Source organism: Mycobacterium sp. RTGN4, from assembly GCF_033804635.1.
Classification (GTDB): domain Bacteria; phylum Actinomycetota; class Actinomycetes; order Mycobacteriales; family Mycobacteriaceae; genus Mycobacterium.
In genome coordinates, this window is record NZ_JAPZLB010000021.1 from 1 (window position 1) to 24554 (window position 24554).

Here is a 24554-nt window from a genome sequence, read left to right on the forward strand (position 1 = left end):
CGTCAACGACCAGCACGACGTCGAATGGATCCGCCCACCCCATCTGGACACCGGCCAAGCCCGCACCAACTTCTACCACCAACCCGAAAAACTGCTCCAACCACCCGACGAGCCACCACCAGACCCAGAGCCCAAGCCCGACAACACCATCGGCAACCCCACACCACTAGAAGACCCCTGGGCACCCGACAACCCCGGACACCCCGCAACACCCGGCGGACCCGCACCACCACCACTAGAAGACCCATGGGGCTAATGCCCCGACCTCACACCTACCCGTCGCGCGCCCCGATTCGCCTAGTCCCGCAGCGGCGCGAAGGCGAACTCTCGAAGCCCGTCGTGCGGGTCCACCGCGGCCCGGAAGCCCAGCACCTCCGCGGCCGACGCGGGGTCGGCGACGATGTGGCGGACGTCGCCGCTGCGGTACTCGCCGGTGACGGCGGGGGGCGCCGCCCCACGCGCCTCGCACAACTCCGCGGCAACCTCCAGGATCGAGATCGGCCGACCCGAGCAGACGTTGAACGCCTCGAAGCCGCCGCGGTCGGATTCGGTTGCTGTCACGTTCGCGGCGGCGATGTCGTCGACGTGGATGAAGTCACGCATCTGACCGCCGTCCTCGTAAACCCTTGGTACGTCACCCGATTCGAGCTCCGAACGGAAGATCGCCGCGACGCCTGAATACGGCGTGTCCCGCGGCATGTGCGGACCGTAGACGTTGTGATAGCGCAGCGCGACGACGGAGCCGCCGGTCGACTCGGCCCAGGCCAGGGCGTAGTGCTCCTGCGCGGTCTTGCTGGCCGCGTAGAGGCTCCGCGGGCGCAGCGGCGCGTCCTCGCCGACCAGCCGCCACTGCAGTTGCTCGCCCCCCACGGGGCACCGGTGCTCGAACACCCCGCCGTCGAGATCCTCGCGAGTGCGCGGCAGCGGATCCACCGGACCGTGCTCGGGGCAGTCGTAACGCCCCTGCCCGTACACCACCATCGACGAGGCGAGCACAAGCTTCCGGCACCCTGCGGCGAACATCTCGGCGAGCAGCACCGCCGTGCCGTAGTCGTTGTGACTGCCATACGACGGCGCATCGGCCGCATCGACTCCCGCCCCCACCACGGCCGCCTGATGGCACACCACGTCGACGCCGTCCAGCAGGGCCGCCACCCCGGCCGCGTCCCTGACGTCGACCTCGTACACGCCGTCCGGTGGTTGCGCCGTCTTCCCGTGTGCGGCGGACAGCATGGCGTCGAGGCCGACGACCTCGTGGCCCGCGTCGCGCAACTTAGCGGCGACCCGCGCGCCGATGAAGCCGGCGGCGCCAGTCAGCAGCACCCTCACGGAAGTTCGATCGGCAGGGTGACGCCTTCGTGCGGAAGGCAGTGCGTGCAGGTGCGTTCGACGTCCACGCCATCGATGGCCTCGCGCACCAGCTTCTTGAACGGCACCAGATTCCTCTGGAACTCGGCGAACACGTCGACGGCCTTGACCCCTGCGCCCGCCTCCACACCGGCGTCCAGGTCGGTCACCAAAGCAATTGCGGCGTAACATATCTCCAGTTCGCGAGCCAGCACCGACTCGGGGTAGCCGGTCATGTTGATCAACGTGAAACCCTGCCGCGCATACAGCTGACTCTCCGCGCGAGTGGAGAACCTGGGCCCTTCGATGACCACCATGGTGCCGCCGTCGACGACGCCGGGCAGGTCGGCCGCTGCGGCCCGCAGGTCAGGGCAGTACGGGTCGGCGAAGCTGACGTGGATGCCGCCGGAGTCGAAGTACGTGGCCGCCCGTCCGCTGGTGCGGTCGACCAACTGATCCGGCACGACCAACGCTCCCGGCCCCAGCTCCGTCGTCAAACTGCCGACGGCGCACGGTCCGAAGACGCGCCGGACGCCGAGCGCGCGCAGCGCCCACATGTTCGCGCGGTACGGCACGGTGTGCGGAGCGAACTCGTGGTTGACGCCGTGGCGCGGCAGGAAGGCCACCTCGTGCGGCCCGACCGTACCGACGGTGATGGGTGCGCTCGGCGCGCCGTACGGGGTGTCCAGGTTGACGCTGCGCGCGTCGTCCCCGAAGAACGAGTAGAAGCCGCTGCCACCGATGACTCCAAGCATGAGCCCCATTGTGGCGCATGGGACGATGACGCCCGTGGCAACCGTTGCGCAGTGGATCGAAGGCGCCCGCCCACGCACCTTGCCCAACGCGGTGGCGCCCGTGATCGCCGGCACCGGCGCGGCCGCCTGGCTGGGCGACGCGGTGTGGTGGAAGGCGTTGTTGGCATTGGTGGTGGCGCTGGCCCTAATCGTCGGCGTGAACTACGCGAACGACTACTCGGACGGCATCCGCGGCACCGACGACGTGCGTGCCGGACCCCTGCGCCTCGTCGGGTCGAAGCTCGCCACGCCACGTTCGGTGTTGACGGCCGCAGTGGTCAGCCTCGGCATCGGGGCGGCCGCGGGGCTGACGCTGGCACTCCTCAGCCAACCGTGGCTGATCGCGGTCGGCGCGGCGTGCATCGCCGGCGCCTGGCTGTACACCGGCGGGTCCAAGCCGTACGGCTATCAGGGTCTGGGCGAGGTCGCGGTGTTCGTGTTCTTCGGACTCGTCGCGGTGCTCGGGACGCAGTACACGCAAGCCCTGCGGGTCGACTGGGTGGGGGCAGCGCTGGCCGTCGCGACGGGTGCCCTGTCGTCGGCGGTGTTGGTAGCCAACAACCTTCGCGACATCCCGACCGACACGGAGTCGGGCAAGATCACCCTCGCCGTGCGCCTCGGCGACGCCCGCACCCGCGTGCTGTTTCAGGCCCTGGTAGCGCTGGCCTTCGTGCTGACGCTGGTGCTGACGCTCGCGACGCCGTGGTGTCTGGTCGGCTTGGTAGCGGCCCCGCTCGGTGTGCGGGCCGCGCTTCCGGTGCGACGTGGGCTCGGCGGCAAGGAGCTCATTCCCGTGCTGCGCGACACCGGGTTGACGATGTTGGTGTGGTCGGTCGCCGTGGCGTTGGCCTTGACCTTCGGCTAGCTCCCCTCCAACCCGAGCCGCCAATCCGGCGAAATGTAGGGAAACACCCTATTTAGTTGCCAACTGCATCGCTATAGCGTCGAAGCCATGGGTTTAACGGCCCGCTAGCAGTTGGTGGGCGTTGCCTCGTCTCCAAGGAGCAAACATGAAAATCAACCGATTGAGGCGGTCCCGGCTCGCCGTTCTTCCGGCGGCAATGCTCGCGGTACTCGGCGGGATCAGCTCACAAGTCACCGCGGCCGCTGATCCACTTCCGTACGGGCCCGACACGTGCAACCAGGGATTCGTGTGGCGCGAAGCTGGGCCCGGTGACGTCGTCTGCGTCACCCCAGCCGTTCGGAGTACGGCGGCGCAAGACAACCAGCAGGCGAGCCAGCGGGTCGACCCCAACGGCGCCTACGGACCCAACTCGTGCAAGCAGGGGTTCGTCTGGCGTGAGGCCTACGGCGGCGACGTCGTGTGCGTGACACCGGCCACCCGCTCCCAGGCAGCCAGTGACAACGCGGCCGCCGCATCGCGGAAGGCGGCCAACGCACCAGCTCCCGCACCCGCGGCAACCCCGCCGGCATGTCTTGGGCCCAACCCGGCGCCTGGGCTGATTCCAGCCGGAGTGTTCTGCAACTGACCGAGGGCGCCGGCCAGCCGCCGGTTCGTCTCAACCACTTTCGGTGCTAGTGCAACGCGGCTAGCAACCACTCCAGGTCCTCGTCGGTGTTGTACACGTGAAAGCCGACCCGGACCGCGCCCGCGCGCACCGATGCCCTGATGCCCGCCGCGCGCAACTTGTCGGCAGCGTCGACAACGGGCAGCGATACGATCGCCGAATCCCGTTGCGGCAGTTCGAGTTCGTCACACAGCTGATTGGCGAGCCCGACACAGTGCGCCTCCACGACCGCCCCGTCGAGCCCCGCCAGCCACGGCAGCGTCAGCCCCGAGCCCAGCGCACCGAACCAGGCCGGCGACGTGTCGAACCGACGCGCGCTCTCAGCCAGCCGCAGCGGCAGCCCGTAGATGTTCGACCACGGGTCCGTGTTCGCATACCAGTTCGCTGCGTGTGGGGTCATCAGCCCAGACACGCGGGCGCTCAACGACATCCAGGCGGTGCCGCGCGGCGCCAGTAGCCACTTGTAGACCGCGGCGGTCGTTACGTCGGCCCATCCGAGGTCCAGCTGCTTCCAGCCCATCGCTTGGGTGACGTCGAGCACGACGAGCACATCGGTGCCTGCCACCGCATCACGCAACGCATCGACGTCGACCACGTGGCCGTTGGCGGACTGCACCACGCTCGCGACCACGGCGTCGAAGCCGGGGGCCGCCGCAACCAACTCGTCGGCGCCGAACTCGGTGACCGTCACGCCACGGCCCACCTGCGCGGCGAACGGGAAGGTGGTGCTGGTGAACTCCCCGCCCAGCGTGGCCAACCGGCTGCCGTCGGGTATCGCCGCCGCAACCAAGCCGAGCAACGCCGAGACGCTGCCTCCCATGACCACCGATTCGACGGGCACCCCGGCCAGCGCGGCGTACCCCGCGCGACCCCGTCGCACCGGCTCGTCGAACGACTGCGCGTCCATGGTTCCGGCCTGCCACCCGCTGATGCACTCGCGAAGCGCGTCGACGAGGAACGTGGGCGGCAACCCATACGTCGACGAGTTGAGAAATCCTTCCGCGCCGGTGAACTCCGCGCCGAACGCCGTGCGGGCCCGCGTCATCGCTCGGGCGGTGCTTCGTCACCACGAAGCCGCGCGCGCAGCTGGTCGCGGTCACGGCGCCTGCCCTCGTCGTAGGCGGCGATGCTGGCCGTGGCGCGCTTGCGCAACGGCGCGAACACCCAGATGCCCACCGGGAACGCAATCACGATGGCCATCAGCGCCGCGACGGCAATCGGGAAGTCTCGGAGGCCGATCACGTGGCCCACCAGGAAGATCACCACCCCGAGCACGGCTGCCAGGAGCAAGCGCGCGCCCAAGTAGGCGAGCACGTCGACCAACATCCGCGAAACCGGCCGCCCGGTCGCTTCGCTCTCACCCAGTCCATCAGCCACGAGCCAGAGCCTACCGAGGGCGCGTATATTCATTCACAGGAGGTTTTCTGCGTGCCGTATGTACTCCTCGTGCTCATCTTGGCGGGCCTGGCCTTCACGGCCTGGAGGTTGTCCCGCGGTGTTGCCGCGAGCCGGCCCAAGACCAGGATGATCGGGCCGGACGACGACCCCGAATTCCTGCGTCGGCTTGGCCAGGATCACGATCCGCGTTAGCGAGTCGCGGGAAATCCGCCTGCCACCACCGCGGCCAGTTCGACCAAGGAGTCGCGTGTCGCGGGCTTGAGCCGGTCCAACTCGATCTCGGCACCTTCTTCGAGGTGGGGATCGAACGGCACGTGGAGCACCGCACGGCACCTACGCGAGAAGTGGTCGTCGACCTTGCTGATGTCGACCTTCCCCGACCTGGGCCGCACGGCGTTGATGACGGCCACCGAATTGCTGACCAACTGCTGATGGCCATGTGCGTCAAGCCAATCCAAGGTGGCTGACGCACTGCGTGCCCCGTCCACCGAGCCCGAACTGACGACGATCAGCAGGTCGGCCTTGCTGAGCACCGCCGACATCGCGGAGTGCAGCAGGCCCGTTCCGCAGTCGGTCAGCACCAGACTGTAGAACCGCTCCAGCACCTGAAGCGTCCGCGAGTAATCGTCGGAGCTGAACGCCTCCGACACTGCCGGATCGCTTTCGGAGGCAAGTACTTCCAGCCGACTAGGACCCTGCGAGGTGTATCCCCGCACATCGCTGTAGCTGCTGATCCCCTCCGCGTCACGCAAGAGGTGGCGGACGGTTGCTGGGGTCTCCAGTGGCACCTTCTGGCTCAGCGTGCCGCGGTCCGGGTTCGCGTCGACCGCGATCACGCGATCGCCGCGGACCGTGGCGAACGTCGCGCCAAGCGTGGCGGTGATCGTCGTCTTCCCCACCCCGCCCTTCAACGACAGCACCGCGATCCGGTAGCAGTCGCGCAGCGGCCGGCTCACCTGCGCGTTCAAGGTCTTGCGCCGCGTCGCCTTGGCCCCCTCGCCAACATTGACCAAGCCGAACGTCGACGCATAGATCCACCGGCGCCAGCCCTTGGTCGGCTTGGCCTTCGGCTGGCCGAGCAGGGCGACGGTCGACAGGTCGAGGTACGGCGGCTGGAAGTCGGCGGGCGGCAACACGTGCGCGACAGGCGGTGGCGCCTGGATGGGCGGTGGCGCATGGGGCGGAGTTGGTGCCTGGGCTGGAGTTGGAGGCACCGGTGCCGGCGGCAGTTGCACGACGGGCATCCCCTGTGGCGGCGTCGGAGCCGTCCACTCCGGAGGCACCGACTCGCCGGGGTCGCTGAAGCGCTGTTGAGCGCGAAAACCCGCCGGCTGGTCCGACGCGGGTGGATGTGCGGGCTCGAAGGACAACCTCAGCCCACCCCGGCGTAGGAGTGCAACCCGGTGATGACCAGATTGATGAAGAACAGGTTGAACACCATCGCGACGAAGCCGACGACGTTGATCCACGCGGCCTTGCGGTCCCGCCAGCCCGCGGTCGAGCGGGCGTGCAGATAGGCGGCGTAGATCACCCAGGCGATGAATGCGACCGTCTCCTTGGGATCCCAGCCCCAGTACCGGCCCCACGCCTCCTCGGCCCAGATGGCCCCGAAGATCACGCCGAAGCCGAACACCGGGAACCCGAAGATCGTCGAGCGGTAGGCGATGCGGTCCAGCGTCTGCGCATCGGGCAGGCGCGCCACGATGCGGGCGAGCTTGCCCTCGCGACCGGGCGCGCCGAGCGGTGACATCTTCAGCAGGAACAGCATGCTCGCCACCCCCGCCACCAGGAACACTCCTGAGCCGAGGCTGACCACCGAGACGTGAATGGGCAGCCAGTACGACTGCAACGCGGGCATCACCGGCGCGGCGTTGGAGTAGAGCCACCGACCCGACACCGCCAGCAGGATCAGCACCGGCAACAACACGAACGCCCACAGCGCCCGGTACTGCGGACGACGGAGCATCACCGCGGCGGCGACCAGCCCGCAGAAGCAGGTCAGGTTGATGAACTCGTACATGTTGCCCCACGGCACACGCGTCGTCGCGAAGCCGCGCAACACGATGCACGCGAACAACATCGCGATGCCGAGGTACACCAATGCCAGCCCGGCGCCGCCGATGCGTTCGTCGAGCGGGCGCCGCGGCGCCTCGGTCACCCGACCTGGCCCGTCGTCGCCCGCCGCGATTCCGGCGCTGACGGTCTCGCGCTGTTCGACGCGGCGGCTACCGGTGTAGGCGAGTTCGACGGCCAGCAGCAGCAGGGCGAGTACGAGCACCACTAGGGAGGACGTGAACGCCCAGTCCGAATAGCGGGCCAGCCCCAAGTCGATCTGAACTGGATTCATTAGCCCTTAGTCTCCGTACTCACCAGCCGCGCGGTCAATCGCTCGAACTCGTCACCCCACCCCGAGTTGTCGGTGCGAGCGAGGCCGCCCAGTTCAACGCTTACCGTACCCGGCCCACCTGGTGCGAGCCGAACCCAAACCCGCCGTCGCGGCACCACCAACGACACCAGCAAGCCGGCCATCATCGACAACGCCGACACCAGCACCCACACCTGTGCGGGATCGTGGGAGACCTGCACGTTGATGAACGGCACCGCGCCGTCGAACCGGACGACGGTGCCGTCGTTCAGCCGGGTCGACTCGCCGGCCTTCAGGTTCACGCGGGCCTGCTTGTTCAACCGCTTCTGGTCGATGAGCCGGGGATCGAGCGAGAACAGCGACTGCGGCCTGCCCGTGTCCAGCCCGGTGTCACCGCGATAGATGTCAATAGCCACGGCCGGGTCGTTGAGCGCGGGGAAGCTCGACGACAGCAGTTTGCCGTCGAGTTGCTCCGTCGGGGCGAACAGCCCCTGCACCGCAATCTGATGCTTGCGCCGTTCGTCGGCGTCGGGATAGGTGCCGCCGGGCGGGTCGACGCGGATCACCCCGGAGGACAGCAGGGTCAGCGGATCGTCCGGGCGCCACTGCACCGTCTGCGTACGGGTCTGCCCGTCGGGGAACGTCACAGTGAACGTCGGCGCGTATCCGTGCCCTTGCAGATAGATCCTGTCGCCGCCCAACCGCAACGGATGGTTGACCTCAAGTCGATAGTGGCGCCACGAGTCGGTGTTGAGGTCCGCACCCGCTTGGTAGTCGATGTTGGCGGCGAACGAATGCGCTTGCCCGCTTGGCAGGTACTGCGCATCGAAGTCGTTGACGCGCAGGCAGATCGGGAGCAGCGAGGTGCCGTCGACGGTGTTGCCCGCGCGGAATGAGTCGAAGGCAGCGGGTGAGGCCGAGCAGAATCCAGGGCCGCCGTTCGCGACGACGATGACGTTGCCCTCGTAGCCGAACAGCTTTCCCGCGGCCACCGCGATCAGGAGGCCGAGCAGCGAGAAGTGGAACACGATGTTGCCGAACTCGCGCAGGTAGCCCTTCTCGGCGGATATCTCCGTCACGTCGCCAACGCGCCGCGTGACCCGGCGCCAACCCTTGAGCCGGTGCGCCACCTCGGTGGCCACCTCGTCGACGTCGCCTTCGACCTCGACGCTGGCGTGCCGTGGCAGCCGGGCGAGATTCCTTGGGGCGGCAACGGGTTCGGCGCGCAGGCTCCGGATGTGCTCACCGAGCCGAGGCGTCAGGCACCCCACCAGCGACACGAACAACAGCACGTAGATCGCGGTGAACCAGAAGCTGGAGAACACGTTGAAGACCTGCAGCCGATCGAGCCACGGGCCAATGGTCGGATGATCGACGAGGTACTGGTCGACCTTGGCTGCGTTCAGGCTGCGCTGCGGCACCAGCGCGCCGGGTATCGCACCGAGGGCGAGCAGGAACAGCAGCACCAGTGCGGTGCCCATCGAGGTCAGCGTGCGCCAGGTGTTGCGGGCGTAGGCGATGAGCTTCACAGCGGCAACCTGACGTTGCTGACGAATGCGTCGCGCACCCATGAGATGAAGTCCGCCCACAGCCCGGTCACCAACGCGACGCCGACGAGGATCAGCAGCACACCACCGAAGACTTGAATCGCCCGCGTGTTGCGCCGCAGCCAGCCCAGCCCAGCGACGGCGCGCGCGGAGCCAAAGGCCAACAGCAGGAACGGAATTCCCAACCCAAGGCAATACGCGACGACGAGCACGACACCCCGCGCCACGCCAGTGCCTTCGGTCGCAGACGCCACCGCGATGACGGCGGTCAGCGTCGGCCCGAGGCACGGTGTCCAGCCGAGCGCGAAAACCGCACCCAGCAGTGGCGCGCCGCCGATGGTGGACAGCAGCCGCGGGGTGAACCGGGCCTCGCGCTGCAGCGCGGGGATGAACCCGACGAACACCAGCCCCATCACGATGGTGACGACACCGCCGATGCGTTGCAGCAGAAGCTCATTGGTCAACAGCGTGGTGGTCAGCCCGAGTACGGCCACGGTGCCGATCACGAACACGACGGTGAAGCCGGCCACGAACAGTGCGGCGGCGCCGACGACACGCAGCCGGGCAGCCCGGACCGTCGTGCGGCCGGGCTGGCCCGGCTCGGCGCCGTCTGTGACGTCCTCCTCGACGCCGACGACGGCGGCGAGATACGACAGGTAGCCGGGCACCAGCGGCACCACACAGGGCGATGCGAACGAGACCAGTCCGGCGAGCGCGCTCACGGCGACGGCCAGCACCAGCGGCCCAGCCGATATCAGCTGGTCCACCTGATCCAGGGTCGCCGCAAGCACTGTCACTTCTCGGCCGCCAGCCGTTCGACCAGCGGCTGCAGATCCGGGGCGAGCAGTTCACGTAGGAACACCGCCGCGACGCGATGCCTGCGATCGAGCACGACGGTCGACGGGATGACGGTGGTCGGGTACCTGCCGCCGAACGCGATCATCGTGCGCATCGCGGGGTCGTAGATCGACGGGAAGGTGACCTTGCGGTCGACCACGAAATCGACTGCGGCGTCGCGGTTGTTGTCACGCACGTCGATGCCCAGGAACGCTACGCCCCGGTCGCGCGTCGCCTCGTAGACCTTCTGCAACTCGGTGATCTCCGACCGGCACGGGCCGCACCACTGCCCCCATACATTGATGACGACCACCTTGCCCGTGAAATCGGCAAGCGACACCGTCTTCGTCGGATCGGTCAGCTCCGGCCCAGAGATCGGGCCGGGTTGGTGGCGACTGTCGGGCGGATCGTAGGTGATGTCGGTCTTGCCGCCTGGTGCGACGAACTCGAACGTGCCGCCCTGGGCGACGGCGTCGTCACCCGTCGCGCAGCCAGTGAGCACCAAGAGTAGTGACGCCGAGACAACGACCAGCCACCTCACTGCCCCGCGAGCTCCGCATAACTCCACCCGACAAGCTCTTCGTCGTGAAAGTAGAACGAGGTCAACGATGCGTGGTTGCACATCCGGTTCGCAGCGGTCGGCAGGTGGTGAAGGGGCAGTCCCGTCAACGAGCGACGCAGGGTCGCGACCGGCAGTTGGTGGCTGACGCAGACGGCCTCATGCCCCATGGCTTTGTCCCTGGCCCGGTACAGCGCGCCCTGCATGCGCGCCGCGATGTGCGGGTACGGCTCACCCCACGACGGCTGGCGTGGGTTACGCAGGTGCCACCAATTGCGAGGATTGCGCAGCGCACCATCGCCCGGCGAAACTCGTTCGCCCTCAAAGACGTTCGATGACTCGATGAGTTCGTCGTCGGTGTCGATGGAAAGGCCGTGCGTGGCGGCGATCGGTCCGGCGGTCTCCTGCGCGCGTTCCAGCGGCGAGGCGACGACGTACACGATGTCGTGAGTGGCCAACCAGTCCGCCACCGCCGCTGCCTGGGCACGGCCCTTGTCCGACAGGTGAAAGTCCGGCAGTCGCCCGTAGAGAATCTTGTCCGGGTTGTACACCTCGCCGTGCCGCATCACGTGCACTTTCGTTTTTTGCATGGAGGTCTTTTCGGTCATCACGCTTCCGGTTTCGCAGCCTGCGCGGCCGCGCGCGCGGCGGCAGGCAAGGCTTCGGCAATGCGCCCGAACGCGTCGTCATTCAGGGCGGTGGACACGAACCACGTCTCGAACGCACTGCACGGCGGGTAGACGCCGGCATCGAGCAGCGCATGGAAGAACGCCGGGAAGCGCCATGTTTCGGTGGCCCGCGCGGTGGCGAAGTCCACGACGGGCTCGTCGGAGAAGAACACGCTGAGCATGTTGCCGGCCCGCGAAATCCGGTGCGCAACACTAGCTTCGGCCAGCGCGGTGGTGAGCAGTCCGGCGAGCTTGTCGGCGTTGGCGTCCACGGTGGCGTAGGCCGCGGCGTCAGCGGCCCGCAGCGTCGCCAACCCGGCCGCCATCGCGACGGGGTTTCCGGACAGCGTCCCGGCCTGGTACACGGGCCCAAGTGGAGCCAACCGTTCCATGACCTCGGCCCGGCCTCCGAACGCCGCGGCGGGCAGGCCACCACTCATGACCTTGCCGAACGCGAACAGGTCGGCGTCCACCGGGTCGACGCCGTGCCAGCCGGCCCGGCTCACCCGGAAGCCCGTCATCACCTCGTCGAGAATCAGCAGCGCACCGTGCTCGGCGGTGATGCGTCGCAGCGCGGCGTTGTAGCCGGGCAGCGGCGCCACCGTGCCCATGTTTCCGGCCGCGGCTTCGGTGATGACACAAGCGATTTCGTCGCCGTGCTCATTGAAGAGCGCTTCGACGGCGGCGACGTCGTTGTACGGCAACACGATCGTGTCGGCGGCCGCGGCGCCGGTGACACCCGGCGAGGACGGCAACCCCAGCGTGGCGACGCCCGAGCCCGCGTCAGCGAGCAGCGCGTCGCTGTGCCCGTGGTAGCAGCCGGAGAACTTGACGATCTTGGCGCGGCCGGTGAAACCTCTAGCCAGCCGGATCGCGCTCATGGTGGCCTCGGTGCCCGAGTTCACGAACCGGACCCGTTCAACGGGGCCCACCCGGTCGATGAGCTCGCGCGCCAGTTCGGTCTCGGCGGGGGTCGGCGCCCCGAAGCTCAAGCCGTCGGCGGCCACCCGTTGCACGGCTTCCACGATGGCCGGGTGCGCGTGGCCGAGCAGCATCGGACCCCACGAACAGACCAGGTCGACGTATCGGTTGTCGTCGGCGTCGGTGAGCCAGCAGCCGTTGGCCTTGGTGATGAAGCGCGGCGTGCCACCCACGGCGCTGAAGGCCCGGACCGGTGAGTTGACCCCGCCAGGGATCACTCCGGCGGCGTCGGCGAACAGCCGCGCCGATCTGTCAGCACGCATGGCCACCAGTGTCCCAGCAGCGCCTGCGGCGTCAACTACAGGGTGTAGTGGCAGCGTCCTCACACTTCGCGCGTCAGGTCCGCGCGTCGATGCGGGCCCAGATCGGGCCCTTGGCCACCGTGGTGAACGGCACGTCGACCGGGAAGTCGGAAGCCCGCGACCGCAGCCGGGTGGCGCGCACGATCGTGGCCAGCGCAAGCGTGGTCTCCAGCATGGCGAAGTGCTCACCGATGCACGACCGTGCGCCACCCGCGAACGGGATGAAGTGCCAGCGGTCGCGGCCCCTGGACTGCTCGGCGCTGAACCGGTCCGGGTCGAAGACGGTCGGGTTGGGCCACAGTTCCGGGTCGCGGTGCAGCGCGTAGATGCCCACTGCGATGAGCGTGCCCGCCTCCACGCGGTGGCCGTCGACGTCGATGTCGCGGACGGCCAGCCTGCCGACCCCGGCCGCGGGTGGGCACAGCCTCAGCGCCTCACGGAGCACCTGAGTGGTGTAGCCGAGCCGGCTGACGTCGTCCGCGGTGAGCTGCCGATCCCCGAGCTCGGCGGCCTCGGCGGCAACGCGGTCCTGGACGTCCGGATGGTGCCCGAGCGCCCACAGCGCGTAGGTGAGCGCGGTCGCGGTGGTGTCGTGGCCCGCCAGCATGAAGATCAGCAGGTCGTTGCCTATGTCGGCGTCGGACAGCGGCAGGCCGGTCTCGGGGTCGGTCGCATTGAGCAAGGCGTGGACCAGCGGGGCGTCACGCGTCGGATCGGCCCGGCAGGCAGCCAGGATGTCGCTGGTGACCTGGCGCATCGCGGCCACCGCCGCCCGAGCGCGGCGCCGGGCCGGCGTTGGCAGCCAGCGCGGGGCGCGGACGGGTCGCAGCGCGCGATCGGCGGTATACCCCGACGCCGTGTGCATGTGCTCGGCGATCACGTCGGCCCGGTCGTTGAGGTCGATGCCGAGCACCGAACGGCCCAGTGACTGCATGGTCAGCGTCCGGCAGGCGACGTCGAGGTCGACCTCACCGCCGTGGCGCCAGCCGTCGACGAAGGTCTGCGCCGCCCTGGCCATGTGGCCGCCGAACGTCCGCACGCTGATCTTGGTGAACACCGGCTGCAGCGCACGCTTGCGCGGGCGCCAGGGCTCGTTGGGCAGCACGAACAGGCTGTCGCCCCCCAAGTGCCGGACTTCGTCGTGGACCACGCAGCGCTCAGAGCTCGCGTCGTTGCGGCCGAGCACGTCGCGGATCGCAGCGGGCGAGAAGACCGCAACGATGGGAGGTACCAGCCACTTCGGCCCAAAGCTCACGCGGGTGATCGGTCCGCCCGCCGCACGCATGACTTCCTGACCCGTGTCCAGGGCGCGGACTGCCTTCACCACTTGGAGTAGCCGCAATGGGTTCCGTGGCGCCAGAGGTAGCGAGCGGACGTCGGTCGCGGTGGTCACGGCACCGGCGTCAACGCGAACACCGGATGATCGGCGTCATCCGGGAGTTGCTTCCAGTAGCCGTCGACCACCTTGCCCGCGAGCGGACGGTACGCGGCGATGATCGCGGCCCTTTGCTCGACGGGCACCTCGGCCGCGACGAATCTGGCCTTGCCCAGCGCGACGTTCGGATCGGCGCGGACATTGCGCACCCACTCCGACTCGCCACGCGTCGACACCAGGTACTTGATGCCGTCCACCTCGGGCACCACGACCGGGATCCGCTGTGGCTGCTTGCTGCCGCGCTTGGTGACGATCAGCGTGGTGATGCCGCCCATGCCGAAGGCCATCGCAATTCGGTTGAAGACCCTGGTGGTGAACCACGGGGGCTTGAGATAGGCCATGACCCACGATCTTCGTCGCCATCGCGGCAAATCGCAAAGGTTCGCTAAGCCGAAACCGGACCCGCAGGTGTGCTTGCGTTCGGTAACGTCGTCGACATGCTCATCGCCGCACTGCGCGACATGCAGTGGCGGAAACGGCGCTTCGTCATCGCAGTCCTGAGCACTGCGATCATCTTCGCGATGACGCTGGTGCTCACCGGGCTTGCGAACGGCTTCCGGGTGGAGGCCGCCAAGACCGTCGATGCGCTTGGCGTGGATACATTCCTGGTGAAGCAGGGCGCGTCCGGTCCGTTCGTCGGGGCGACGCCGTTCGCCCCGGTCGATCTCCGGCGAATCGCCGCTACGTCCGGTGTGGCCGCGGCGGCTCCGATCGTGTACGCCGGTGGCACCGTCACAGTGGGTGATGCGACGCGCAACGCCGACTTGTTCGGCGCACCGGAGCGCGGCCCAGGTATGCCCGCGGTGTCCGAAGGCAGGCCACCGTCAACCCCCGACGAGGTCGCGGTGTCGAGCACGATCGGGCGCAACGTGGGCGACGACATCGAAATCGCTTCGCGCACACTGCACATCGTCGGCATCGTGGAGAACTCGACGGCGCTGGCCAACCTGCCCAACATCTTCCTCACCACCGAGGGCGCCCAGCAACTGGTGTACGGCGGCCAACCGCTGGTCGCGTCCATCGGTATCAAGGGCAAGCTCGATCGCGTGCCGCCCGGCTATCAGGCCGTCGACAGGGACGGCGCGATCGCCGATCTGCTGCGACCGCTCAAGGTGGCGGTGAACTCGATCACGATCGTGGCGGTCATGCTCTGGATCGTTGCCGCCCTGGTCGTCGGATCGGTGATCTATCTCTCCGCCCTGGAGCGCCTGCGAGACTTCGCAGTGTTCAAGGCGATTGGCGTCCCGACCCGCAACATCGCCGCCGGGCTGGCGCTGCAGGCGACCGTCGTGGCACTGCTCGCCGCGCTCGTCGGAGCCGTGCTATCGCTGGCGCTGGGACCGTTGTTCCCGATGCAGGTGATCGTGCCGACGGAGGCCTTCGTCGCGCTGCCCGTCATCGCCGTCGTCATCGGTTTGCTCGCCAGCGCAACCGGATTGCGCCGCGCGGTGGCCGTCGATCCTGCGATAGCGTTCGGAGGTCCATGACCGTGGGTGATCTGTCCATCCAAAACTTGGTGGTCGAGTACTCGAGCGGCGGATACGCCGTTCGGCCGATCGACGGCCTCGACCTCGACGTCGCCGCAGGCTCATTGGCGATCCTGCTCGGCCCCAGTGGCTGCGGGAAGACGACGTTGCTGTCATGCCTCGGTGGCATCCTGCGGCCCACTTCGGGCGCTATCAAGTTCGGCGACGTCGACGTGACGACGCTCGATGCGCGCGGGCTGTCCGCTTACCGGCGCGACAAGGTGGGCATCGTGTTCCAGGCGTTCAACCTGGTGCCGAGCCTCACCGCGCTGGAGAACGTGCTGGTGCCGTTGCACGGGGCAGGCATGCCGCGCCGCGCGGCGCGCGCTCGTGCCGAGGAACTGCTCACACGGGTCAACCTGCAGGACCGGATGACACACCGGCCCGCCGATCTGAGCGGCGGCCAGCAGCAGCGGGTCGCCGTCGCGCGGGCGATCGCCCTCGATCCGCCGCTCATCTTGGCCGACGAGCCCACGGCGCACCTGGACTTCATCCAGGTCGAAGAGATACTGCGACTGATCCGCGAGCTCGCATCCGGAGACCGGATGGTCGTGGTCGCCACACACGACAGCCGCATTCTGCCGCTGGCCGACCGCATCGTCGAGCTCGTCCCGGAACTCGCGACGACGGACCGGCCCCCGGAAGCGGTGCACTTGGAGGCCGACGCCGTGCTCTTCGAGCAGTGCACGATGGGCGACCTCATCTATGTCGTGGCCGAAGGTGAACTCGAGATCGTGCGCCAATTGGCAGGCGGCGGAGAGAAATTGCTGAAGGTCGTCACTGCGGGTGACTACTTCGGCGAGATCGGTCCACTGTTCCACCTGCCGCGTTCTGCGACGGTACGGGCGCGCACGGACGCGACGGTCGTCGGCCACACGGTGACGGAGTTCCGCGAGCGCCTTGGCGCAGGCGGGATACGCGACCTCATCGAGCATCGACCGCTGAAGGTCGATGAGGAAGTCGTCGAAGAGGAGGAGTAGGCCGTGCAGATACCTCAATGGGTAGCCCGGTTCAACAAGTACGTGACCAATCCCGTGCAGCGGATCTGGGCCGGCTATCTGCCCGGCTTTGCAGTGCTCGAGCACGTCGGCCGCAAGTCGGGCAAGCCGTACCGCACCCCCTTGAACGTGTTCACCACCGAAGAGGGCGTGGCCATCCTGCTCACGTACGGACCCGACCGGGACTGGCTGAAGAACGTCACCGCCGCGGGCAGCGCGCAGATGCGCCGGTACGGCAAGACGATCACCGTGAGCGAACCCAGGATCGTGCCGAAGGCCGAGGCGGCGCGACACGTGACGGGGTTCTTCCGGCCAATCTTCCCGCGCCTGCCGTTCGATCAGGCCGTTTTGCTTAGGAGTTCGTGATGCGATTCGCCGAACAGCGGGCACGATTCAACCGCCGCTTCTTCAACCATGTCGCACTCCCCCTGTCGGGCAAGGTGTCGATGTGGTCGATCATCGAGCACCGCGGGCGGCGCAGCGGTGCGTTGTATCGCACGCCGGTGTCGATGTTCCCCACCGCCGACGGAGTGGCGATCCTGCTCGCCTACGGTGACGACCGCGACTGGGTGCGCAACGTACTGGCTGCGGGCGGCGGGCGGGCTGTCATGAGCGGCAAGGCATTTGACGTGTCTGATCCACGGATCGTGCCGACGGCGGAGGCGGCAAACATGTTGCGCTCACCGTGGCGTCAGGTGTTCGGAGCGATGAGCACGCCTTCGACGTTGCTGCTTCGGCGCAGCTAGTCTTCCGGAAAGTGGTGCCAGGTGAGCGGCTCGCCCTCGCCCTTGGTCATCACGGTTCCCGACATAACCCGTAGCCGGTAGGGAGTCAGCCGCAACGCCGCGAACTGTTCCGACGTCGGACCGTCAGTCCACATCGGGATGATGAACGGGTCGTACCCGACTGGCGCTGGCCCGTTGGCGAACTTGTCCCACACCGACTTTCGGGTCTCGTCGTCGGTGTACAGCTGAGCCGCGCACTCGGCGCTGCAGGTGTCGTGGGTGGTGGTCCAGTAGTTCACGGATACCTCGGGATGGACGTGCAGGTGCGCCCGCTTGATCGGCGTGGGGACCGTCGCGACCCATCCGATCAGATCGGTCCCGTCCCACTCCCAGATCGGATGCAGGATGCGGCTGCGCGGTCTGCCGTCGCCGTCGACCGTCGCGACCGAGGCCCAGACGATCGAGTGGGCCATGTCGACGAAGGCGGGTGCAATGCGGTCCAACGGGGTCACGTCGACCAGCCTAGGCAACTAGTCCTCGTCAGCCATGCCCTTTTCGCGGACACCCATGACGTCCTCGCGCTTCACGCCCTCGCCGGGTTTCACGTCTCCGAACTTCGGGTCGCCGTCGTCGTCGACCCAGTCGGACACGGCCTGTCCCGACACGGTGTTGCTGGTGCCAGGTAGCCCGATCGTGGGGCGATCGTCTTGGTAGGACTTGGCGATCTCCTTGGCCTTCTCGCGGTGCTCGTCGGTGACTTCAGGCTTCGGAACGGTCTTCTGCTCGTCGTTTCTCATGCTCAAGGGCTGCCCAGGAGTGTGACGTACGAAACAGTTGCCTGCTGGGAGCGGTGCTAGACCGGCAGCGCCCGCAGCGCGGCGGGCAGGCTGGGCAGGAAGTGCTCGGTGGCGAACGCCCGAATGTCGTCCGCGGTGTCCAGTGCCTGCACGCTCGGCAGGATCAACACCATCGCGGCGTACCGCAGGATGGTGTCAGCCAGGTCGATGACGGCCTGTTCTCCGATCCGGTCGGCGAACCCGGCAGGGAAGATCACCCGCAAGGCCTCGGCCATCCGATCGATCGCGGTGCCGTAGTGAAGCTTGGCCTGCGCGAGCACTAGCGCGGGCTCGTCGATGATCATCTGGTTCAGCACACGATGCCTACGGAAGCGCATGATCGACAGCGTGAACGCCTCGACGTAGTAATTCGACTGCGGGCCCGCGTTTTTCAATTCCGCGGCAATGTCGGCGAAGAGCGCGACGTTCTCGCGTTCGATGACGGCCGCCACCAGTTCGTCGCGATTTGCGAAGCGGCGGTAGATCGTGGTTCGGCTGACGCCGGCCCGTTTGGCCACGTCGTCGAGGGCGACCCGACGGAAGCCGTGCCGCTCGAATTCTATGAGCGCGGCGTCCAGGATCGCCTCCCCTGCGTCAGCCCCTGCCATATCCCGCCTGCGCGAACGTGTTGTACCGCAACCGCATTGGCAACCGATCCCAGGCCCAGTTCACCGCCCGCGACCGCCAACACGCGGCGAACAGCTGGTAGCCCCGCTCCTTGCGGGCACTCCACGGTAGCTCCAGCAGCTCGCGGGTCCGCGGCGGCATGCCCCCGGTGGTCAGGAAGGCCGCGACCGGGTTGAACACCGGTGCGACCACCTTCCAGGCCAGCGGCGAAACGCCCTTGGGGCGGGGAAAGCCCTTGGTCACGTAACCGACGCCGTACTTGGCGGTCGGATGGGCGACGACGATCTCGTCGATCATGTGGTCCCAATAGCGGTGGAAAGCAGCGTAATCAGCAGGCATTGGACGATCGCTGACCCCGTAGCGCCGGTACCAGGTCTTGGACTCGAGGTAGATCTGCTCCTTCTCCGCCTCTGTCAACCGCTTGACGAACGTGTCGGCGAAGTACAGCACCTGTTCGACGAAGGTGGCGTGTGCCCAGAAGTACGTGTCGGGGTCGAGCGCGTGATAGCGCTGGCCGTCCGGCATGTCGCCCTTGATGTCCTTGTGGAAGTCACGCACCTGGGTGCCGCGATTGTCGTCGTCGGCGCCGTAGACGGTCATGAAGATCGGTGGCAGCGAGCGCTTGACGCGGGCCGCGGTGTCGGCGAAGAACACCGAGTGGTCGAGCACGCCCTGGCCGAGCTCGGCGAGCATGTTCTGCAGCACCGCGGGCCGCGGGCCGATCAGGTACATGCGGTTGTCGCCGAAGTACCGCCAGACTAGCGACTCCGGACCAAGCGGGAGCGCGTCAACCTGCTGAGGACGCTCGTGCAGTTCGGTCATGTGCAACAGTGTTACAAATTTCGCACTTTGTACCAAGTGCTTGTGACCGGGCTCACCGAACGCTACGCAGCCGGGCCACTCCCGCGACGGCCAGCACGCCCCCCAGCGTCGCCAGGATCAGCGCCAGCGCTATCAGGCCCGGGGAGTACACGACGGTCGACTTCGACGGCTCACCAGCGAGGATCGGCGCGACCAGTTCCACGGAGCCCGCGGCCAACCACGTCAACACCGCGCCCGCAGTTGCCGCGCCCGCCAGCACCAACTGAAGGATCGCGAGCGTCCTGGTCTTCACGCCGCAGGACCCTCGACCAGTTCGGTCAACGCCGTGCGCAACTGCTTGTGCTTGCGTGCCCAGGCCTGCGCACTGCGGTCGTTGCTGAGCTTGAGCCCGATGCCGGTCCGCCTGCGCGGCACCCCGGTCAGCTCGCCCAGCGCGCGCGCCGACTGCCACTTGGGCGCCTCCGAACCCGACGCAGGCGGATAGACCTTCAGAATCTCCCTGATGAGCAGGGTCTCGGCGCCTTGGCGGAGGTACGTCGAGGTCAACTCGACGGACGTGTGGATGCGGGCCGCCTTGACCTGGATGGTGAGGAATCCCGTCACCAACACGAAGAAGATGCCCGGCACGGTCGGCTGAAAGCCCAAACCCGACGACATCTGGATGAACACCATCATCCCGGCGGACCCGGGCCCGACCAGCAGCCACCACCAGCTGGCCCCCGGCTCGGCGAAGAGCACCTCTTGTTCGAGCGTAGGAAGCTCGCTCACTCCGAAGTCCCGCTCTCCAGCCATGTCAGGGCCTCCTCCCGCCGGACCAGTACTGCCCCGGCAATCAACAGGATCATGATCACAGCCGCGGGAATCACGCCGACTCCAACCGTCAGGATCAACACCGCGAGATACAACACCGACGCCAGCGCCAAGCCCACCCCGGCGTAGGCGAACCGGAGCCGTCCGTTGCGCATCCGCCCAGCCAGATAACCCTGCGCCAGCCCCACGATCACCAGAATGGCGGCGCCGACCTGCACGTACAGCACGTGGGCCAGCGAAATGACGAACATGCCGAGCGCCGCGGTCAGAACCGCGGCGACCACCCAGCACAAGAACGCGGCATTGACGCTTCGGGGACGGTCGGTGGGCGAAGCGGTCATGGTCGGGTCAGCCTAACGTCTCAGCGCACCAGGTAAGCGTGGGCGTCTTTGCGGTGCAGCAGAACCGCGCCGCCGACGATCAGCACGGTCCCGACGATCGTCGCCGCCGCGTACACGAACGCGACGACCGGCGGCCCCTCGAGCTGAAACAGATGCGAGAGCACGTAGACCACCGACGCGGCCCCGCCGCCGGTGAGCACCGAGCGCGCCCACCGATAGCCGTGCCGCATCAGGATGATGAACGTCAACACGATGGGTCCGACGATCGCTACGAACAATGCCGTCGTCGCGTACACCAGCCACGTCGGGGTCGGGCCCGAATTGGTCACCGTTCCGACGACGTAGCCGATCAGCATCAGGGGCAACGCGATCACCCACATCCAGAAGCCCGTGGCCACCTCTTCCGGGATGTCCACGGGCGCTTTGCCTGTCGGTGCGCTCATGCCAGCCAACCGGCGACGTCGGCCGCCCAGTGGGCCCAATGGACCCTCATGCCAGCCAGCCCGCGACATCGGCTGCCCAATAAGTGAGCACGATGTCGGCACCCGCCCGCCGGATACTGGTCAGCGTTTCGAGCGCGAGGGTGCGCTCGTCGACCCACCCATTGGCGGCGGCCGCGCAGATCATCGAGTACTCGCCGGACACCTGATACGCGGCCACTGGCACCGGCGATACGTCGGCGGCAGCCCGGACGATGTCGAGATAGGCCATCGCCGGCTTGACCATCACCATGTCGGCGCCCTCGGCGATGTCCATCTCGATCTCGTGCAACGCTTCCCTGGCATTGCCCGGATCCTGTTGGTACGTACGACGGTCGCCATCAAGACTGGATGCGACGGCCTCCCGGAACGGGCCGTAGAAACCCGAGGCGAACTTCGCCGCGTAGGCGAGGATCGCGACGTCACCGTGGCCTGCCGCGTCGAGCCCGTCGCGAATGGCGGCCACCTGACCGTCCATCATGCCGCTGGGTCCGACCACGTGTACTCCCGAATCAGCCTGGGCCACTGCCAGTTCCACGTAGCGGGCGTTGGTGGCGTCGTTGTCGACCCGACCCCGCGCATCCAGAACGCCACAGTGTCCATGGTCGGTGAACTCGTCGAGACACGTGTCGGCCATCAAGACGGTGGCATCGCCAAGGTCCTTGGCGAGGTCGCGCAGCGCGACGTTGAGGATGCCATCGTGGGCGATCCCCACCGAGCCGGTGGCGTCCTTGTCCTGCTCGCGTGGCACCCCGAAGACCATGAGGCCACCAACACCGGCCGCGACGGCCGCGACTGCGGCACTTCGCAACGAGTCACGCGTGTGCTGGACGACACCGGGCATCGACGCGATGGGCTGCGGCTCGTCGATTCCGGCCGCGACGAACATCGGCAGCACCAAATGTCTTGGCTCCAAGGAGGTTTGCGCGACCAGCCGACGCATCGCCGGGCTGGAACGCAGCCGGCGGGGTCGGTGCCTAGGAAAGCTCATGAGCCCACCGACCTCTTAGCGGCGTCGGCTCTTCTTGCGCGGAGGCGGCAAGGCCCCCTCGGCACGCAGTCGGGCGGCATGCTCGGCGAGTGCCTCGACCAGCGGACCGACGGCCGCCGTCTCCGGCTGAACGTCCACGCGCAACCCGAATTCCGCTGCGGTTTCGGCGGTCTTCGGGCCGATGCACGCGACGATGGTCCGAGCGTGTGGCTTGCCTGCGATGCCGACCAGGTTGCGCACCGTCGAGCTCGAGGTGAAGCAGACCGCGTCGAACCCGCCGGTCTTGATCATCTCGCGGGTCTGCGCCGCAGGCGGCGCGGCACGCACCGTGCGGTAGGCCGTGACGTCCTCGATCTCCCAACCGCGCTCGCGAAGCCCTTCGGCCAGCGTCTCGGTGGCAATGTCGGCCCGCGGCAACAACACTCGGTTGACCGGATCGAAGATGTCGTCGTACGGCGGGAACTCATCAAGCAAGCCGAGCGAACTCTGCTCACCCGTCGGAACCAGCTCGGGGTTGATCCCGAACGCACGCACTGCATCCGCGGTGGCCTGTCCGACGCACGCGATCTTCACGCCGGAGAACGCCCGCGCGTCGAGCCCGAACTCGTTGAACTTCTCCCACACTGCACGCACCGCGTTGGTGGAGGTGAACACCACCCACTGGAAGCGGCCGTCCACCAAACCCTTGACGGCCCTTTCCATCTGGGCGGGGCTGCGCGGCGGCTCGACGGCGATGGTGGGCACCTCGACCGGCAACGCGCCGTGGGAAACCAACCGGTCGCTCATCTCGCCGGCCTGGTCCTTGGTGCGCGGCACCAGCACGGTCCAGCCGTACAGCGCGCGGCTCTCCCACCAGTTCAGCTTCGCGCGATTGCTGACGGTCTTGCCGATCGTCACGACCAACTGGCCGGCCAGCGGACCCGCAGGGTCGTTGCTGGCGAGCACCGACTTGTCGAGCAACCCGGCCAGCGTGGCCTCCACCGAACGCTGCTGGACGGTGGTGCCGTTCGCCGTCACCACGCACGGCGTCGAGTCCGTCAGCCCGTACTCGATCAGCGTGCGCGCGGCCTCGGGAAGATGCGTCGCGGTGGCATGGAGGATCAGCGGTCCCGGCGCCGCGGCCAGCGCGGCCCAATCGACGTCCCCGCGCACGTCGGCCACGGTGTGCGACGAGCCGAGCGGCAGCCCGGCGTACGTCGGCACGGCCGTCGTCGAGGGCAGTCCTGGCACGACCTCGAACTGCCCGTGGGCACGGGCAAGCGCAGTCACCTCGGTGATCACGGCGTCATCCGAAAGTGGATCGCCCGCGACCAGCCGAACGACGTCGGCTCCCGCCCTGGCCTCATTGGCCAGCAACTTGGCCACCTCGGCCGGATCACCGAGTGCCGGGCGAACGTCGACACCGCTTGGCAGCGACGGTGTCAGTGCATCGGCGTCGGCGTCGGTGCCGTCATCGGTGGTCTTGGCCGGTTCAGCCGGGCCCGACGGTGGCGGCAGTTCGGAACCGACAAGCGCCAGCACCGCCTCCGGTACGTCTGGGTCGGTGAATACCAGCGTCGCGTGTGCGAGCACCGTCCGCGCCCGCGTCGTCAGCAGTCCGGGGTCACCCGGCCCAGCACCGACGAAGGTGATGCGGCCGGGCTTGTGCTTGCGCCCTCGGGTGGTCATGCGTCACTCCCGCTTTCAGTCCGCTGATCCAACAATTCCCGCGCTCCGAGTTCGAACAACTCCGCGGCCACCGAGAGCCCTAGCTCCCGTGCCCGATCGGGGGTCCCGATTCCGGACGCACGGATCACGTCGGATCCGTCCAGCGTCGCCACACAGCCGCGTAGCGACAGCTCCTCGAAGAGGTTCCCTTCTTCGTCGATGGACTCGACCACTTCCGCGATCGCGCCCACCGGCGCCGAACATCCCGCCTCGAGTTCGGCGAGCAGGGTGCGCTCCGCAGTGACCGCGGCGCGCGTGTCGGCGTCGTCCAACTCCGACAACAGCGCTACGAGCTCCGTGTCACCCGCGCGGCACTCGACCGCGAGGGCTCCCTGTGCCGGTGCTGGCAACATCTGCACCGGCTCCAGAGTCTCGGTGACATCGCCTTGCCGTCCGATGCGGACCAAGCCCGCCCGGGCGACGACGACGCCGTCGAGTTCACCACTGCTTACCCTGTTCAACCTGGTGTCTAGGTTGCCTCGTAGGGGGCGAATTTCCAAACCGAGACCCAGTGCTCTAAGCTGCGCCGTCCTGCGTGGGCTCGACGTGCCGATGACCGATCCAACGGGCAACTCCCCCAGGACCATGCCGTCGCGGGCCACCAACGCGTCCCTGGCGTCTTCGCGCCGGGGGATGGCCGCGATCACGAACCGGTCGTCGGGTGCGGTGGGCAAATCCTTGTACGAGTGCACGGCCACGTCGACACTGCCTTCGGCGATGGCCTCCCGCAGGGCCGCGGTGAACACGCCGACCCCGATCTCAGCGACGGGATCACTCGACCGGTCGCCCGCCGTGGAGATGATGACCAGTTCGACGGCGTGGCCGCTGGCCTCGAGGGCAGCTTTGATGGTTCCGGCCTGGGTTGTCGCCAGCAGGCTGCCACGGGTGCCGATCCGGATGACCTCATCGTGCGAAGAATTGCGCAAGCGG

At 67.8% G+C, this 24554-nt stretch carries 31 protein-coding genes and 1 pseudogene; 8 read left to right on the top strand and 24 right to left on the bottom strand.

The window, feature by feature from the left end; translation table 11 throughout:
• A pseudogene (locus SLQ30_RS30470) lies at positions 1 to 256 on the top strand (hypothetical protein); the annotation flags it as partial.
• A 41-nt stretch (positions 257 to 297) separates the two neighbouring features.
• Here the strand turns inward: SLQ30_RS30470 and SLQ30_RS30475 are convergent.
• Together SLQ30_RS30475 and SLQ30_RS30480 are read right to left on the bottom strand one after the other, a co-directional pair.
• Positions 298 to 1329 carry an NAD-dependent epimerase/dehydratase family protein gene (locus SLQ30_RS30475; RefSeq protein ID WP_319450910.1) on the bottom strand — a complete coding sequence of 344 codons (1032 nt, stop codon included), beginning with the start codon at positions 1327 to 1329 and terminating at the stop codon, positions 298 to 300.
• Positions 1326 to 2102: an S-methyl-5'-thioadenosine phosphorylase gene (locus tag SLQ30_RS30480; RefSeq protein ID WP_319450909.1), complete on the bottom strand. Its 777-nt coding sequence runs from the start codon at positions 2100 to 2102 to the stop codon at positions 1326 to 1328. The genes SLQ30_RS30475 and SLQ30_RS30480 overlap by 4 nt, the downstream gene beginning before the upstream one ends.
• Before the next feature lie 34 nt (positions 2103 to 2136).
• Between SLQ30_RS30480 and SLQ30_RS30485 the strand changes: the two genes are divergently transcribed.
• Positions 2137 to 3006 carry a 1,4-dihydroxy-2-naphthoate polyprenyltransferase gene (locus SLQ30_RS30485; RefSeq protein ID WP_319450908.1) on the top strand — a complete coding sequence of 290 codons (870 nt, stop codon included), beginning with the start codon at positions 2137 to 2139 and terminating at the stop codon, positions 3004 to 3006.
• A 145-nt stretch (positions 3007 to 3151) separates the two neighbouring features.
• Positions 3152 to 3631, top strand: a complete 480-nt coding sequence (locus tag SLQ30_RS30490; RefSeq protein WP_319450907.1) for a hypothetical protein — start codon at positions 3152 to 3154, stop codon at positions 3629 to 3631.
• A gap of 46 nt (positions 3632 to 3677) precedes the next feature.
• Here SLQ30_RS30490 and SLQ30_RS30495 read toward each other — a convergent pair whose 3' ends face one another.
• Both SLQ30_RS30495 and SLQ30_RS30500 read right to left on the bottom strand, forming a co-directional pair.
• The gene (locus SLQ30_RS30495; protein WP_319450906.1) at positions 3678 to 4715 is read right to left on the bottom strand and encodes an aminotransferase class V-fold PLP-dependent enzyme; all 1038 of its coding nucleotides are present in this window, start codon (positions 4713 to 4715) and stop codon (positions 3678 to 3680) included.
• Positions 4712 to 4996 (bottom strand): DUF4229 domain-containing protein, encoded by a 285-nt coding sequence (locus tag SLQ30_RS30500; protein ID WP_319450922.1) that lies wholly within the window; start codon positions 4994 to 4996, stop codon positions 4712 to 4714. Before SLQ30_RS30500 ends, SLQ30_RS30495 begins: the two co-directional genes overlap by 4 nt.
• A gap of 102 nt (positions 4997 to 5098) precedes the next feature.
• On the opposite strand from SLQ30_RS30500, the gene SLQ30_RS30505 reads away from it, so the two are divergent.
• On the top strand, positions 5099 to 5260 hold the full coding sequence (locus SLQ30_RS30505; protein ID WP_319450905.1) for a hypothetical protein: 162 nt from the start codon (positions 5099 to 5101) through the stop codon (positions 5258 to 5260).
• Here SLQ30_RS30505 and SLQ30_RS30510 read toward each other — a convergent pair.
• The 9 genes from SLQ30_RS30510 to SLQ30_RS30550 form a co-directional block, all read right to left on the bottom strand.
• Positions 5257 to 6438, bottom strand: a complete 1182-nt coding sequence (locus tag SLQ30_RS30510) for a MinD/ParA family protein (protein WP_319450904.1) — start codon at positions 6436 to 6438, stop codon at positions 5257 to 5259. The two genes, SLQ30_RS30505 and SLQ30_RS30510, sit on opposite strands and share 4 nt — an antisense overlap.
• 2 nt (positions 6439 to 6440) lie before the next feature.
• A complete protein-coding gene (ccsB, locus tag SLQ30_RS30515) occupies positions 6441 to 7415 on the bottom strand; it encodes a c-type cytochrome biogenesis protein CcsB (protein WP_319450903.1) in 975 nt (324 codons plus the stop codon).
• Positions 7415 to 8914, bottom strand: coding sequence for a cytochrome c biogenesis protein ResB (locus tag SLQ30_RS30520; RefSeq protein WP_319450921.1), 1500 nt, complete (start codon positions 8912 to 8914; stop codon positions 7415 to 7417). The genes ccsB and SLQ30_RS30520 overlap by 1 nt, the downstream gene beginning before the upstream one ends.
• Before the next feature lie 44 nt (positions 8915 to 8958).
• Positions 8959 to 9756, bottom strand: a complete 798-nt coding sequence (locus SLQ30_RS30525; protein ID WP_319450920.1) for a cytochrome c biogenesis CcdA family protein — start codon at positions 9754 to 9756, stop codon at positions 8959 to 8961.
• A 17-nt stretch (positions 9757 to 9773) separates the two neighbouring features.
• Entirely contained in the window at positions 9774 to 10358 is a 585-nt protein-coding gene (locus tag SLQ30_RS30530) for a TlpA disulfide reductase family protein (RefSeq protein ID WP_319450902.1), read from the bottom strand.
• Positions 10355 to 10984, bottom strand: a complete 630-nt coding sequence (locus tag SLQ30_RS30535; protein WP_319450901.1) for a histidine phosphatase family protein — start codon at positions 10982 to 10984, stop codon at positions 10355 to 10357. Before SLQ30_RS30535 ends, SLQ30_RS30530 begins: the two co-directional genes overlap by 4 nt.
• Positions 10984 to 12288, bottom strand: coding sequence for a glutamate-1-semialdehyde 2,1-aminomutase (gene hemL, locus SLQ30_RS30540; RefSeq protein ID WP_319450900.1), 1305 nt, complete (start codon positions 12286 to 12288; stop codon positions 10984 to 10986). Before hemL ends, SLQ30_RS30535 begins: the two co-directional genes overlap by 1 nt.
• A 73-nt stretch (positions 12289 to 12361) precedes the next feature.
• A complete protein-coding gene (locus SLQ30_RS30545; protein WP_319450899.1) occupies positions 12362 to 13720 on the bottom strand; it encodes a cytochrome P450 in 1359 nt (452 codons plus the stop codon).
• Positions 13717 to 14103, bottom strand: a complete 387-nt coding sequence (locus SLQ30_RS30550; RefSeq protein ID WP_319450898.1) for a nitroreductase/quinone reductase family protein — start codon at positions 14101 to 14103, stop codon at positions 13717 to 13719. The genes SLQ30_RS30545 and SLQ30_RS30550 overlap by 4 nt, the downstream gene beginning before the upstream one ends.
• A gap of 96 nt (positions 14104 to 14199) precedes the next feature.
• On the opposite strand from SLQ30_RS30550, the gene SLQ30_RS30555 reads away from it, so the two are divergent.
• From SLQ30_RS30555 to SLQ30_RS30570, 4 genes are read left to right on the top strand one after another with little or no spacing between them, the layout of a single operon-like run.
• Positions 14200 to 15249: an ABC transporter permease gene (locus tag SLQ30_RS30555; protein ID WP_319450919.1), complete on the top strand. Its 1050-nt coding sequence runs from the start codon at positions 14200 to 14202 to the stop codon at positions 15247 to 15249.
• Between the two features lie 2 nt (positions 15250 to 15251).
• Complete coding sequence (locus tag SLQ30_RS30560) at positions 15252 to 16268, top strand: ATP-binding cassette domain-containing protein (protein ID WP_319450918.1); 1017 nt, start codon at positions 15252 to 15254, stop codon at positions 16266 to 16268.
• Between the two features lie 3 nt (positions 16269 to 16271).
• Positions 16272 to 16652 (top strand): nitroreductase family deazaflavin-dependent oxidoreductase, encoded by a 381-nt coding sequence (locus SLQ30_RS30565; protein ID WP_319450897.1) that lies wholly within the window; start codon positions 16272 to 16274, stop codon positions 16650 to 16652.
• Entirely contained in the window at positions 16652 to 17032 is a 381-nt protein-coding gene (locus SLQ30_RS30570; protein ID WP_319450896.1) for a nitroreductase family deazaflavin-dependent oxidoreductase, read from the top strand. Before SLQ30_RS30565 ends, SLQ30_RS30570 begins: the two co-directional genes overlap by 1 nt.
• On the opposite strand, the gene SLQ30_RS30575 is transcribed toward SLQ30_RS30570, so the two are convergent.
• Genes SLQ30_RS30575 through hemC form a run of 11 tightly spaced genes read right to left on the bottom strand, consistent with a single transcriptional unit; the run spans position 17029 to position 24550 of the window.
• A complete protein-coding gene (locus SLQ30_RS30575; protein ID WP_319450895.1) occupies positions 17029 to 17523 on the bottom strand; it encodes a pyridoxamine 5'-phosphate oxidase family protein in 495 nt (164 codons plus the stop codon). The two genes, SLQ30_RS30570 and SLQ30_RS30575, sit on opposite strands and share 4 nt — an antisense overlap.
• A gap of 18 nt (positions 17524 to 17541) precedes the next feature.
• Positions 17542 to 17808: a hypothetical protein gene (locus SLQ30_RS30580; RefSeq protein WP_319450894.1), complete on the bottom strand. Its 267-nt coding sequence runs from the start codon at positions 17806 to 17808 to the stop codon at positions 17542 to 17544.
• A gap of 56 nt (positions 17809 to 17864) precedes the next feature.
• Positions 17865 to 18455: a helix-turn-helix domain-containing protein gene (locus tag SLQ30_RS30585; RefSeq protein ID WP_319450893.1), complete on the bottom strand. Its 591-nt coding sequence runs from the start codon at positions 18453 to 18455 to the stop codon at positions 17865 to 17867.
• Entirely contained in the window at positions 18442 to 19296 is an 855-nt protein-coding gene (locus tag SLQ30_RS30590) for an oxygenase MpaB family protein (protein ID WP_319450892.1), read from the bottom strand. Before SLQ30_RS30590 ends, SLQ30_RS30585 begins: the two co-directional genes overlap by 14 nt.
• 52 nt (positions 19297 to 19348) lie before the next feature.
• Positions 19349 to 19588, bottom strand: coding sequence for a hypothetical protein (locus SLQ30_RS30595; protein ID WP_319450891.1), 240 nt, complete (start codon positions 19586 to 19588; stop codon positions 19349 to 19351).
• Entirely contained in the window at positions 19585 to 20088 is a 504-nt protein-coding gene (locus SLQ30_RS30600; RefSeq protein ID WP_319450890.1) for a DUF3093 domain-containing protein, read from the bottom strand. Before SLQ30_RS30600 ends, SLQ30_RS30595 begins: the two co-directional genes overlap by 4 nt.
• Positions 20061 to 20447, bottom strand: a complete 387-nt coding sequence (locus SLQ30_RS30605; protein ID WP_319450889.1) for a hypothetical protein — start codon at positions 20445 to 20447, stop codon at positions 20061 to 20063. Before SLQ30_RS30605 ends, SLQ30_RS30600 begins: the two co-directional genes overlap by 28 nt.
• Before the next feature lie 20 nt (positions 20448 to 20467).
• On the bottom strand, positions 20468 to 20890 hold the full coding sequence (locus SLQ30_RS30610; RefSeq protein WP_319450888.1) for a hypothetical protein: 423 nt from the start codon (positions 20888 to 20890) through the stop codon (positions 20468 to 20470).
• Positions 20891 to 20936: 46 nt separating this feature from the next.
• The gene (gene hemB / locus SLQ30_RS30615) at positions 20937 to 21917 is read right to left on the bottom strand and encodes a porphobilinogen synthase (protein ID WP_319450887.1); all 981 of its coding nucleotides are present in this window, start codon (positions 21915 to 21917) and stop codon (positions 20937 to 20939) included.
• A 15-nt stretch (positions 21918 to 21932) separates the two neighbouring features.
• Positions 21933 to 23585, bottom strand: a complete 1653-nt coding sequence (locus SLQ30_RS30620) for a bifunctional uroporphyrinogen-III C-methyltransferase/uroporphyrinogen-III synthase (protein ID WP_319450886.1) — start codon at positions 23583 to 23585, stop codon at positions 21933 to 21935.
• Complete coding sequence (hemC, locus tag SLQ30_RS30625; RefSeq protein WP_319450885.1) at positions 23582 to 24550, bottom strand: hydroxymethylbilane synthase; 969 nt, start codon at positions 24548 to 24550, stop codon at positions 23582 to 23584. Before hemC ends, SLQ30_RS30620 begins: the two co-directional genes overlap by 4 nt.
• Positions 24551 to 24554 lie beyond the last annotated feature (4 nt).